The following is an 11,841-nucleotide window of genomic DNA, read 5'->3' as shown; positions in this document are numbered from 1 at the left end:
TGCCTGAAGCTAGCCTTCCAGCAGGAGCCGCTGCGCCCGCGGTGCCAGCATGTGCTCCAAAACCAAGCAGGCTGCACCAATGGCGCCAACGTCTTCACCTACCCCGGAACCCACAACCTCGAGATCGTGGATCATGCGGGCTGCGTTGTTTTTCTCCAACAGTTCCGGAACGCGGGCCATGAAGTACGGCGCCATGCGCCCCCAAAACGGACCGCCGAAGACGACGCGCTCCACGTCCAGAGTGTTGGTCACTACGGAAACGGCACGTGCAACCAGTGTTGCGGACTTGTCCAGGATGGCGATTGCCTTACTGTCACCGGCATCTGCAGCGTCGCACAACTGGGCGTATCTTTCCTGGACTTCAGGCCCGTCCGCTCCGGCCCGGTGCCCTTCCAGAACACCAGCGGCCTCGGCCTCGGCCACCAGCACCTGCGGGATGCACGAGGATTTCACGCAGCCACGCAGCCCACAGTCACACTGCGGACCGCCGGGGTCTACGACGATGTGTCCGATTTCGCCAGCATTGCCCGAGGTCCCGCGCACTACTTCGTCATTGAGGACAATGCCACAGCCGATGCCGGTTCCCATGTACATGAACACGAAGCTTCCGGCACCGCTGGCTCCGCCAGCCCAGGTTTCCGCCACAGCGGCGCTGGTCACATCCTTGTCTACCAGCGTTTCCATGCCGGTCGCTTCGGCCAAAGCTTCCCTGATCCGTACGCGGTTCCATCGCGTCAGGAGCGGCGGCTCCACCACAGAACCTTCGTCGAGGTCGATCGGGCCGGGAACAGCGACGCCCAGTCCGGCGATCTTGGACGCATCCACCCCTGATTCCTCGATGAGGATATTGATCTGTCCTGCGATGCTGGTGATTACCCCTGCCGGATCCCCGCCGGGGGTGGCCATGCGGGAATGCTTGACGACGTCACCGAGCAGATCCAGAACAACAAAGGTAATGACGGCCGGGTCCAGGTGAACGCCCACAGCGTACATCCCGGCTGGGTTAAGGCGCAGTATGGTCCTGGGCTTGCCGGGCCCTGACCCTTCCTTGCCGGCCTCCATGATCAACTGCTGATCCAGCAGACGTCTGGAAATGTTGGAAATCGTCTGCGGGGAGAGGCCCACGATCTGGGCCAACTCAACGCGGCTAAGGCCGCCTGATGAGCGGCGGATCGCCTCCAGAATGACGGTTAGATTGAAGTCCCCCATGCGGGGAAGGTTGGTTCCGCGCCTCGGTGTCGGCTGCCGGATCTCAGTCACTGATGCCCCTCGTCATTGGGATGAACTTCGTCGATGTTGGTCTTTGTCTGAATCGTACGATACCGCTGCCCTTACGGATATGAGCACACGCGGACACCGGCATCAGGGCTTGGTAACGATGCCGTTGGAGTGCAGTGGCCGGCATGCGCTCAACTGCTTTTGGATTCCGCTCAGGACTTGCGGCTGCGCGTTACCGTGAATTTCGGATTCCGGCCTTCCTCCACTGTTGGCCCGATCTGCCGTTCAAGGGCAGCCCTGTATTGCAAGTGGCTGTTGTAGACGGTCCACAACTCGCCGCCCGGAGCGAGGACCCGGGCTGCGGCCTGAAACATTTTCAGCGCGGCCCCTGCGTGCACGCTGGCTCCCAAGTGGAACGGAGGGTTCAGAAGGATGAGGTCTGCGCTGCCCGGCTCCAAGGTGGACATGGCGTCATCGTGAATCACCACCACCCTCCCGCCCAGCCCGTTCGCCGCTGCGGTGGCCTTGGCTGATGACACGGCCGCCGCGGATTGGTCGGTGGCCACTACGCGGGCTTCCGGATGCCGAAGGGCGTACATGGTGGCGAGAATACCGGTTCCGCAACCCAGGTCCACAGCCCGCCGGGCGGGCGGCATACGGTCCATGAACGTCAGCAGATAGCGTGTACCTATGTCCAGGCGGGCGCCGGAGAAAGCCGCACCGTGCGCACACACTGTAATGCCCAGTTCCGGGAGGGTTTCCACCACCGGAAAGGGAAGCTCAACAGAAATTGACTTGGGGTCCCGCGCCATCAGGACCCGGGACTTCCGACGGGCAAGTTGCGGCTGGACTGAGGAGAAATAACGTTCCAGTACTGCATTCATGCCAAGGGACATGTGCTTGACGCGACCCCCGGCGAGCAGGACTGCATGCGGGGCTGCAAACCTGGCAACGGCGTCGGCGATTTCCTCCAACTCAGCCAGCGATTTAGGCAACTGCAGAAGCACGACGTCGGCCTCATCAAGTAATTCCCGGCCCAACGGGTGCTCAGTGAAGAGACCATCCAAACCGGAAGATGCGGCGTTGCGTTTCAGCGCAAGCCTTCCGGTGAAAAGATCCTGGTTGACGCGTACATGTCCAACGCCGAGCCCGGCCAGGGCGCCCAAAGTCAGAGCGCCGTAGCGGTCGCCAATGACAACTACCTTGGTGTCGGGGGCAAGCAGATCTGCAGCCGTTTCCAGCAGAAGCCTGTCTGTGGCGTCAAAGGCCTGCAGATTCTCCGCTTCGACGTCAGGAAGCCTGCTCAAACTACCCAAGAGCGCTTCAACATCCATTACCGTCACCGTGCGGTTCTCGCTTTCATGCTTAACTGTCTCGACTTTGGGGTGGCTTGGGAGGAACCTAGTGCTTGCACGATGCAAACACCTGCCATGCCCTCGCACCCCGGCGGAAGCAGGCATAGGTCGCGGCGGCCTCTGGAGCCAGGCACCGGGATCCACCTACCATTGGGCTCCCCTCCCTCTGTGAGAAGCCATGAGTGTCAATGTTGTCACGAACCTTGAAGTAAAGTCCCACAACTCTCCCGACGAAACGAGACGCCCCGACAAGACGGTGCTGGACCTCGTCACCGTGGGAGAGTACACCATCGGTCGAATGACCTTTGAACCAGGCTGGACCTGGGCCGACTGCGTCAAACCCGTAGTTGGCACCGACTCTTGCGAGCTAAGCCACGTGGGATTCTGTGTCTCCGGCACATTGGAAGTAGAAACCAACGACGGCGGCAAAATCAGCATTTCGGCCGGCGATTCCTACTCCATCCCGCCGGGTCACAACGCTCACGTGGTAGGTGACCAGGCGTTCCAAGGCGTTGAATTTGTGAGCGGCGCCGAATTCGCCCGCCCCGCCGGATAGTTCCAGGAGCGTGAATTGGAACAAAAAAAGACCCCGCTCAATGAGCGGGGTCTTTCAACCGAAGTGGAGCTGAGGGGACTCGAACCCCTGACCCCCTGCATGCCATGCAGGTGCGCTACCAGCTGCGCCACAGCCCCGGATTTTACTGAAACTACATTGACTGCAAACGGTTTGATTTCTCTTCCCGTCGAAGCAACTCGTCAATACTAACCACATTCACGTAAGAAGCGAAATCGCTGCAGCATGAGCTGCATCACTGCTCCCGCCTGCCCTGCTGAGGCCGGCAGCAGCTGAGGTGCGTTGGATTACTCCCCCGCACCTCCCCCCAAAACCAGCTGCGCTGGAGCCGCCTGATAAAGCGTGCGGGCTCTCTGAAAGTCTAGATTCTCATTCGCCCAAAACCAAACCGTTCAGTCGGTTTACAGCTCTGCCGTCCGTTAGGCCCCCGATGGTAGCGTTGTGGAGTCTCGACGGCGGCATGGCCCTCCGTCTCCCACCTCACCCGAGAGGCCATCCACCACCGATGCAACAACGCGCGAAAGACACCCGGCTCTCCGTCATCGAAGGCGCGGGCAGGGTTTTCGCCGAAGTCGGCTACGGGAACGCCAGCCTCACCGACATCACCAAGCGGGCAGGCGTGACCAAGGGTGCGCTCTACTTCCACTTCACCTCAAAGCGGGAATTGGCGCTGGCCGTGATCGAGGAACAGCACGCGATCGTGCTGGCGGCCGGGTCCGAGATAGCGGCCTCGGAAGCACCCGCCCTGGACAGGCTCATGGGACTCTGCAGAATGTTCGGGCAACAACTCCTGGACGAACCAGTGGTTCAAGGCGGCATCCGGCTCACCTTCGAAGCCTCTGCCTTCGACGCTGACGTCTCAGGCCCGTACCAGGACTGGATCAACACAGCAGAGCAACTGCTGCTGGAGGCAGCCATGGATGGCACCGTCCGCGCCGACGTTGATTCCGCAGCCTTTGCCAGATACCTGGTTGCCTCCTTCACCGGGGTTCAGATGGTTTCCGATGTCCTGACATCACGTGAGGACCTGATGCTCAGGATCGAACAGATGTGGCAGTTCATGCTGCCGGTGCTGCGTCCGGCAGCCACGAGCTAGCTGTACTGCCGGCCGGAGTTCCACTCAGAGAGATTTTTCGCACGGAGCCCCGAAACGGACTCCGGGCACGAAAAAGGCCCTGCCGTCTTCATGTGATTCATGAAAACGGCAGGGCCTCATTTGTGGAGCTGAGGGGACTCGAACCCCTGACCCCCTGCATGCCATGCAGGTGCGCTACCAGCTGCGCCACAGCCCCATATTCTTGCTGCTTCACGTTCAGCTTTTCAGCTTTCCGCGCCGAAGCAACTCAAATATCTTAGAACAGCATTTCCGAAAATTCCAAATCGGACATATTTCGGCTGGCCGCTGCTCTTAGTGCTCGGAATCCTCAACGGAAACAGCCTTGGCAGAAGCGTCATCACCCAATTCGAGGTCCACCACAGGGCAGTCCTTCCACAGCCGCTCCAGAGCGTAGAACACTCGATCCTCGGAGTGCTGGACATGGATCACGATGTCCGCGTAGTCCAACAGAACCCAACGACCCTCTGATCGTCCTTCGCGGCGTACAGGACGAAGGTCCTGCTTCATCAGTTCTTCCTCAATACCGTCAACAATGGCGTTGACCTGACGCTCGGTGGGAGCCGATGCAATCAGGAAAACGTCGGTGAGCGCCAATCGCTCGCTGACGTCCAGCGCGACAATGTCCTCGGCAAGTTTCTCTGCCGCGGCACGCGCGGCGTGACGGGCCAAGGTAATGGATTGTTCATGTGCAGACACGGGGTACTCCTTGTTGTGGCCAGGGGCCTATGTTTGGCGTGAGCCGTTGTTCAGCGGAATTAGCCGCTGGTGATCATAATGATGCCGACGATGAGGGCCACGATGCCCAATGCCAGGACGCCGAACTGCATCAACCTGTTTCGTTGCGCGCGGGCCAGGCCTGCAGTGTTGGCGTCCAGGGGGTCGAGGCCGTACGCGGCGCTGGCCGAAACCGGCAGGCGCTGCCCCTCTTCGCTTGCCTCCGCCGTAGGCTCGGCTCGGTTACGGGCCGACTTCGCTACCGCTTCTGCCCGGGCAAGAACGCCGGCGCGGCCACGTGTCCCCGGCTTTTTAGCGGGAGCCTGCCCGGAGCCTACTTTCGGCCCGGCTGAAGTGACCAGCGGGACAAACGTCGTGCTGGGGCGCTTCATGACAGGACGTTCGATTCCCGGCATCTTGACGAACTCCAACGGAGTCACCATTGCGAGGTTGTTGGCCGTGGACGGACCTGCAGTGGCGGACGGCGACTTCCCGTTCCCCCCGGTAGCCGAATCCGGCTTTCCGGCAACCGGCGCACTCTTTCCGGAATCAGGGGTGCTCTTTCCGGAATCAGTTTGGGTCTTCTCGGCAAGCTTCTGCTTGGCGGCGGCACGTTTGTTCAGGACGGCAGCACGCTCGGCGAGGGCAATCTGCTGGGCAAGAACATCAGGATCCACAGCCAAGGGATCCTGCTCGGCAATATGCTCCAGCTTTGCCGTCTGATTTTCCACCTGGGCGGCGATCAGTTGCCGAACAGCAAGTGCCTGCTCCACGGACATTTCGGACTCCGCGGGGGCCTTGCTGTTCCCCGCAGCATCCGCCGGGCGCACGGGAGCGCCCGGAGACTTCGGCTGCGGTGCGTCCTTTTCAGGCCCGGACGCCGGAACTGAACCCGCGGGCGCGGGAACAATGGGATTCATTGAGGTGGCAACTTCGGCCTGAAGTTGCTGAAGACGCAGCTGCCGACGTGTGGGGGGTCCCCCGCCGGAGAGTTGCTCTTCCTTGTCGGCCAGTTCCTTGATAGTGCGCAGGGCTGCACGATCCCTGGCGCGGATTTGGGAGGAACGTTCCTGGGCTGCCGGGCCCACGGCATCCACCGGAACATCGGCGGCACGTCGATTACGGCCGTTGGGACGCTCAGTGTGCGGAGGGTTTTCCACCTCCGCAGGCGCGGAGGTCTCCACTTGCTGTGCGTCGGGGTGTTCTTCCCGGGCGCGCCGAAGCTCACGCCTGCTGCGGATGGGTCGCTGGTCCTGGCTGCTCATTCAAAACTCATTCAGTACGTGCTTGGTCGTCTGATGCGGAAAGTGCGGGCGTCAGCTCCGCTGCATTGGCGGGCGCTGCGTAAAGTCCATACTTTGCGATGTACTGCACCACTCCGTCAGGTACGAGGTACCAGACCGGATTCCCTGCGCCCACTCGGGTCCTGCAATCCGTGGAGGAGATTGCCATGGCGGGGACTTCCAACAGGCTGACGTCATCGGTTCGCCCCAAATCATTGAGTTCATGTCCGGGACGGGTAACGCCGACGAAGTGAGCCAGGGACCACAACTCGTCCACATCCTTCCACGAAAGGATCTGAGCCAAGGCATCTGCGCCCGTGATGAAGAAAAGGTCAGCGTCAGGACGCTCTTCACGGAGGTCACGGAGGGTATCAATGGTGAACGTGGGGCCCGGACGATCAACATCAACCCGGCTGACTGTGAACCTTGGATTCGAAGCTGTGGCGATCACCGTCATTAAGTAGCGGTGCTCCGGCTGGCTGACCAGCTTGTGCGACTTCTGCCACGGTTGGCCTGTAGGAACAAAAACAACTTCATCCAAGCCGAACTTTGCTGCCACTTCACTGGCAGCAACAAGGTGGCCGTGATGGATGGGATCAAACGTTCCACCCATCACGCCCAGCCGGAGCCTGCGCCCCGCCTCCCCACGCGGTGTTGCGGCGATAATGTTAGTGGCCTTGGCCGTGCGTGTGCTTGTTGGGGTGCTGGCGGTGCGGATCAGCGTGCTCTTCCACAGCCTCATGGCGGTTGCCAAGGTTGGTGTAGGAAAGGGTAACGAACAGCAGAACCAGCATGAGGGTGAACATCACGACGCCGAAGACCCACGGCTCGGCCCACAACGGAGCGAGTTCCTCGTGGCCGCCTTCAGTTTGGGCGGCAATGGACGTGGCGATCTGCTGAAACAGCATCTTCTCCCCTAGTTGGTTCTCAAAGGATTTTCGACGGCAGGGCTCCCCACCGTTCCGGACTTCTGTTCTATGTTACCGCGTTGCTAGGCGCGGATCTGGCCCTCACCCTGGACGATCCACTTGGTGGTGGTCAGTTCCGTAAGGCCCATGGGACCCCGGGCGTGCAACTTTTGGGTGGAAATACCTACTTCGGCCCCTAGCCCGAGCTCGCCGCCATCAGTGAACCTGGTGGAGGCATTGACGATCACAGCTGCAGAATCAATGTCCGCAATGAACTTCTCAGCGTTGGCCAGGTTGTTGGTGAGGATCGCTTCCGTGTGGCCGGTGGTCCAGGTCCGGATGTGATTGACAGCCTCATCCAGGCTGTCCACCATGGCAACGGCGAGATCGAGGTCCATGTATTCGGTGGCCCAGTCCTCGTCATCAGCGGGAACAGTCTCAATGTCCTTGCCCAAGGCAGCAGCGATCCGCTCGTCCACGTGGAGCGTGACACCGGCTGAACGCAGCGCTTTGGCAACGGCAGGCAGCACGGTGGCGCCGGAATGCACCAGCAGGGTCTCCACCGTGTTACAGACGCTGGGACGCTGCGTCTTTGCATTGAGGAGAATCTCCACGGCCATTTCTTCGTTCGCGGACTCGTCGATGAAGATATGGACATTGCCTTCGCCCGTTTCAATGACAGGCACAGCGGAGTTGGTGACCACAGTCTGGATGAGATCGCGTCCGCCGCGGGGAATAAGGACGTCGACGCGGCCGCGGGCGCGCATCAGCACGTTGGCTCCTTCCCGCCCATACTGATCCACGGTCTGCACGGCGTCGGCGGGAAGGCCCACGGAATCCAGCGCTTCGCGAAGGATCCGAACCAGTGCCTCGTTGGTGTTTGCGGCGGCGGAACCCCCGCGCAGGATAACTGCATTTCCGCTCTTCAGTGCCAGTCCCGCGATATCCACCGTGACGTTCGGGCGGGCCTCGTAAATAGCGGCCACAACACCCATGGGGACGTTCACCTGGCGCAAGCGCAGTCCATTGGGAAGCGTCTGTCCACGGACCACATTGCCCACGGGATCGGGCAAACCCGCCAGGTTCTCCAAAGCGGCCACCAAGCCGTCAATGCGTGCGGGGGTCAAGGTCAAACGGTCCAGAAGTGCCTGTGAGGTACCGTTGGCGCGGCCCAAGGCCACGTCCTTGGCATTGGCCTCCAGCACGTGCTTCCGGTTCTCCACCAAGGCAGTTCCGATCGCGCGCAGGGCACGGTCCTTCCACGCCCGGTTTGCCTGGCCCATGCGGCGGGCAGCCTTACGGGAGCGGTCCGCGATGGCGTGAACGGCGGCCTGAACATCTTCCGCCGACAACGGCACGCCGCCCGCCGCAGGGTTCTCCGGCGTCTGGCCGGGCGTACCGGAAACGTCGGAGATCACAGGGGCGTCAGGGGTCAGCGCTTCAGTCATGCTCCAAGTTTAGATGAGCGCGAGGCCCTCAGGAGCACCAGATCGTCAACATGAACAACTTCGCGGTCGTAGCCGCGGCCCATGGCCTGTCCGAGCTCCTGGGTAGTACGGCCCAGCATGCGCGGGAGTTCCTCGGAAGAGTAGTTCACCAGGCCCCGTGCCAACACCGTCCCGTCATGGGCAACCATCTCAACAGGGTCTCCGGCTTCGAAGTCACCACTGATCTCTGTTATCCCAGCGGGAAGGAGTGACCTATGCCGGTCCCGCACAGCCTTCACCGCGCCGTCGTCGAGCATCAGCCTGCCCTGAACAGTGGCCAGATGCGCCAACCAGAGAAGGCGGACCGGCTTGCGGTTGCCGTTCACGGCAAACCAGGTCCCAACCTCTTCGCCGGCCAAAGCTGCGGCAGCGTTGGCCGTTGAAGTCACCAGGGCGTGGATACCGGAGCCGGCAGCAATGGACGCTGCCTCCACCTTGGTCATCATGCCGCCGGTTCCTACGCCGGCTTTGCCCGCCTTGCCGATGGTCACGTCCTCGAGGTCCTGCGGACCACGGACCAGCGGAATGCGTTGAGCCCCTTGGGACGGCGGGCCGTCGTAGAGGGCGTCGACGTCGGAAAGCAGCACCAGCGCATCGGCGCGGACCAGGTGTGCCACCAACGCAGCCAGGCGATCGTTGTCGCCGAAGCGGATCTCATGGGTGGCCACGGTGTCGTTTTCGTTGACTACCGGTACCACGCCGAGGTTCAGCAGCCTGTCCAAGGCGCGGAAAGCGTTGGTGTGCTGCGTCCGGCGCATGAGGTCATCGGCAGTCAGCAGCACCTGGCTCACTGTTACGCCATGGGCGCTGAAGGCTTGCGTGTACCGCGCCATCAGGAGCCCCTGCCCAACGCTGGCGGCAGCCTGCTGGGTGGCCAGGTCCTTGGGCCGCTTGGCCAGGCCCAAAGGAGCAAGACCGGCAGCGATGGCACCAGAGGACACCAGGATGATCTCAGTACCCGCGTTGCGCTTTTCGGCAAGGGCATTGACCAGCCCCGTGAGGGACTTTTCGGAGATGCCCCCCTTGATGCTGGTCAGTGAGGATGACCCCACTTTGACAACAATGCGCTTGGCGCTGGCAAGGGCTTGGCGTTCAAGGCCCTCAGCCGTGTCCGGAGCGTCGAGGGTCCTAGTCGTCATCACCGGAATCCAGGTGGCTTTCCTTCACTGCCTGGGCGCGGCGACCACTGACGGACTCAGTCCAAATACCGGCCTTGCGCTCAGCTTCAAGCTCGGCCCTCGCAGCTGCCTTTGCTTCGCGGCGCTCAATTTGCTCATCACGCTTCTGTGAACGCGTGGGGCGGTCGCCAATGTCCGCAACGCGAATATCAGTACCACGGGGCGTTGCCAGGAGTTCGGCACCGGCCATCATGGTGGGCTCCCAATCGAATACCACGCCGTCATCTTCACCAATGACCACGGTGTCGCCCGGCTTGGCGCCAACCTTGAACAACTCGGTTTCCACGCCAAGCTTGGCAAGGCGATCTGCAAGGTAGCCAATGGCTTCCTCGTTGGTGAAGTCAGTCTGCTTGACCCACCGCACGGGCTTTTCACCCAAGACGCGGAACAGCGGCTCGAGGTTCTTCTCCTCACGGCGGATCTTGAAGCCGGACTCGTTGACAGCGCGGGGACGCAGGACCGGAGGTGCCACCTTGGGCGGGGCAGTCTGAACGGCATCCCTTGCTGCCTTGACAATCTCAGCCATGGCAAAGCCAAGCTGACGCAAACCTTCGTGGCTTGTTGCCGATACTTCAAAGACGCGGTATCCGCGGGCTTCGAGGTCAGGGCGGACAAACTCGGCCATGTCCTTGCCGTCGGGAAGATCCACCTTGTTGAGGACTACCAGCTTGGGACGCTCATTAAGGGGCACCACTTCACCGTCAACGCCGGCGTAGCTCATGTCCACTGCGTACTTCTCAAGTTCGGCTTCAATGATGGCGAGGTCGGAGAGGGGATCGCGGTCTGACTCAAGGGTTCCGCAATCGAGGACGTGCACCAGTGCGGCGCAACGCTCCACGTGACGCAGGAAGTTATGGCCCAGACCCTTGCCCTCGCTGGCCCCCTCAATCAGGCCGGGAACATCGGCAATGGTGAAGCGGACCTCGCCGGCCTGCACCACGCCAAGGTTGGGAATGAGGGTGGTGAAAGGGTAATCGGCAATCTTCGGCCGGGCAGCAGACATGGCTGCAATCAGGCTCGACTTACCGGCAGAAGGGAATCCAACCAGCGCGATATCTGCAATCGACTTCAGTTCCAGGACGATGTCGCTGGACTCACCTTCGATGCCCAGCAGCGCAAAGCCCGGGGCGCGGCGCTTCTGGGATGAAAGGGATGCATTGCCCAGGCCGCCTTGGCCGCCGGCGGCCGCAATGTACTCAGTACCCTCGCCAACAAGGTCAGCCAGGACTTCGCCGTCCTTGGTCTTGACCACGGTGCCATCGGGCACGGGAAGAATCAGGGTTTCACCGTTCTTGCCGCCTCGCCAGTCACCCATGCCGGGGCCGCCGTTGGTGGCGTGGCGGTGGGGAGCGTGGTGGTAGTCGAGCAGTGTTGTGGTCTGAGCCGAGACTCGAAGAATGACGTCGCCGCCATTGCCACCGTTGCCGCCGTCAGGGCCACCGAGCGGCTTGAACTTCTCCCGCTTGACAGAGACACAGCCGTGGCCGCCGGTTCCGCCGGATACGTGCAGGACTACCCGGTCTACAAAGCTCGCCACGTGGATCTCCTCAGTTGCTGTCTTACAGCGTTTGTTGCTGTTGCCAGCTGTTGCAAAAACCAGTGCGCTAAAGCGCCCTAGTCGATTGTAATGCGGTTAAAAGAACGGTGGAGCGGGCCGCTTGGCCCGCTCCACCGGTTCAGAACTTGTTGTTACTCTGCAGCTGCAGCAGCAACAATGTTCACTACGCGACGGCCGCGGCGAGTACCAAACTCAACCGCACCGGCCTGCAGTGCGAACAGGGTGTCGTCGCCACCGCGACCGACGCCTGCACCGGGGTGGAAGTGGGTTCCACGCTGGCGAACGATGATCTCGCCAGCGGAAACTACCTGACCACCGAAACGCTTGACGCCCAGGTACTGAGCGTTGGAGTCACGACCGTTGCGAGTGGAACTCGCGCCTTTTTTGTGTGCCATGTGAAATGCCTGCCTCTAAATTTCTGGGGAAACTGAAAAACCTGAACAGCGGTA

12 protein-coding genes and 2 tRNA genes are annotated in these 11,841 nt (G+C 61.5%); 2 read left to right on the top strand and 12 right to left on the bottom strand.

Annotated features, from left to right (window positions below; all coding sequences use genetic code 11):
• Window positions 1-9 precede the first annotated feature (9 nt).
• Both BACI9J_RS08580 and BACI9J_RS08575 read right to left on the bottom strand, forming a co-directional pair.
• Window positions 10-1,260 (bottom strand): ROK family transcriptional regulator, encoded by a 1,251-nt coding sequence (locus tag BACI9J_RS08580; protein ID WP_159733994.1) that lies wholly within the window; start codon window positions 1,258-1,260, stop codon window positions 10-12.
• Window positions 1,261-1,430: 170 nt separating this feature from the next.
• Window positions 1,431-2,552, bottom strand: a complete 1,122-nt coding sequence (locus BACI9J_RS08575) for a class I SAM-dependent methyltransferase (protein ID WP_236558598.1) — start codon at window positions 2,550-2,552, stop codon at window positions 1,431-1,433.
• A gap of 199 nt (window positions 2,553-2,751) precedes the next feature.
• Here BACI9J_RS08575 and BACI9J_RS08570 point away from each other — a divergent pair, with 199 nt between their 5' ends.
• Window positions 2,752-3,129, top strand: coding sequence for a cupin domain-containing protein (locus tag BACI9J_RS08570; RefSeq protein ID WP_159733992.1), 378 nt, complete (start codon window positions 2,752-2,754; stop codon window positions 3,127-3,129).
• Window positions 3,130-3,193: 64 nt separating this feature from the next.
• Here BACI9J_RS08570 and BACI9J_RS08565 read toward each other — a convergent pair.
• Window positions 3,194-3,266, bottom strand: a tRNA-Ala gene (locus tag BACI9J_RS08565).
• 386 nt (window positions 3,267-3,652) lie between these two features.
• On the opposite strand from BACI9J_RS08565, the gene BACI9J_RS08560 reads away from it, so the two are divergent.
• Entirely contained in the window at window positions 3,653-4,243 is a 591-nt protein-coding gene (locus BACI9J_RS08560; RefSeq protein WP_159733991.1) for a ScbR family autoregulator-binding transcription factor, read from the top strand.
• A gap of 123 nt (window positions 4,244-4,366) precedes the next feature.
• Here the strand turns inward: BACI9J_RS08560 and BACI9J_RS08555 are convergent.
• The 9 genes from BACI9J_RS08555 to rpmA form a co-directional block, all read right to left on the bottom strand.
• Window positions 4,367-4,439 (bottom strand) — tRNA-Ala (locus BACI9J_RS08555).
• Between the two features lie 116 nt (window positions 4,440-4,555).
• Window positions 4,556-4,960 carry a ribosome silencing factor gene (gene rsfS / locus BACI9J_RS08550; RefSeq protein WP_024816897.1) on the bottom strand — a complete coding sequence of 135 codons (405 nt, stop codon included), beginning with the start codon at window positions 4,958-4,960 and terminating at the stop codon, window positions 4,556-4,558.
• A 59-nt stretch (window positions 4,961-5,019) separates the two neighbouring features.
• Window positions 5,020-6,243 carry a hypothetical protein gene (locus tag BACI9J_RS08545; RefSeq protein ID WP_159733990.1) on the bottom strand — a complete coding sequence of 408 codons (1,224 nt, stop codon included), beginning with the start codon at window positions 6,241-6,243 and terminating at the stop codon, window positions 5,020-5,022.
• Window positions 6,244-6,250: 7 nt separating this feature from the next.
• Window positions 6,251-6,874 (bottom strand): nicotinate-nucleotide adenylyltransferase, encoded by a 624-nt coding sequence (gene nadD, locus BACI9J_RS08540; protein ID WP_236558588.1) that lies wholly within the window; start codon window positions 6,872-6,874, stop codon window positions 6,251-6,253.
• A gap of 55 nt (window positions 6,875-6,929) precedes the next feature.
• The gene (locus tag BACI9J_RS08535) at window positions 6,930-7,169 is read right to left on the bottom strand and encodes a hypothetical protein (protein WP_159733989.1); all 240 of its coding nucleotides are present in this window, start codon (window positions 7,167-7,169) and stop codon (window positions 6,930-6,932) included.
• An 83-nt stretch (window positions 7,170-7,252) separates the two neighbouring features.
• The gene (locus BACI9J_RS08530) at window positions 7,253-8,617 is read right to left on the bottom strand and encodes a glutamate-5-semialdehyde dehydrogenase (protein WP_159733988.1); all 1,365 of its coding nucleotides are present in this window, start codon (window positions 8,615-8,617) and stop codon (window positions 7,253-7,255) included.
• Complete coding sequence (gene proB, locus BACI9J_RS08525; RefSeq protein WP_159733987.1) at window positions 8,614-9,795, bottom strand: glutamate 5-kinase; 1,182 nt, start codon at window positions 9,793-9,795, stop codon at window positions 8,614-8,616. Before proB ends, BACI9J_RS08530 begins: the two co-directional genes overlap by 4 nt.
• The gene (obgE, locus tag BACI9J_RS08520; RefSeq protein WP_159733986.1) at window positions 9,785-11,371 is read right to left on the bottom strand and encodes a GTPase ObgE; all 1,587 of its coding nucleotides are present in this window, start codon (window positions 11,369-11,371) and stop codon (window positions 9,785-9,787) included. The genes proB and obgE overlap by 11 nt, the downstream gene beginning before the upstream one ends.
• Window positions 11,372-11,523: 152 nt before the next feature.
• Window positions 11,524-11,787, bottom strand: a complete 264-nt coding sequence (gene rpmA / locus BACI9J_RS08515; protein WP_003803426.1) for a 50S ribosomal protein L27 — start codon at window positions 11,785-11,787, stop codon at window positions 11,524-11,526.
• Between the last annotated feature and the right edge of the window lie 54 nt (window positions 11,788-11,841).

Source organism: Arthrobacter sp. 9V (genome assembly GCF_902506065.1).
Taxonomy (GTDB): domain Bacteria; phylum Actinomycetota; class Actinomycetes; order Actinomycetales; family Micrococcaceae; genus Arthrobacter.
This window is presented reverse-complemented; position numbering and strand designations above follow the sequence as displayed.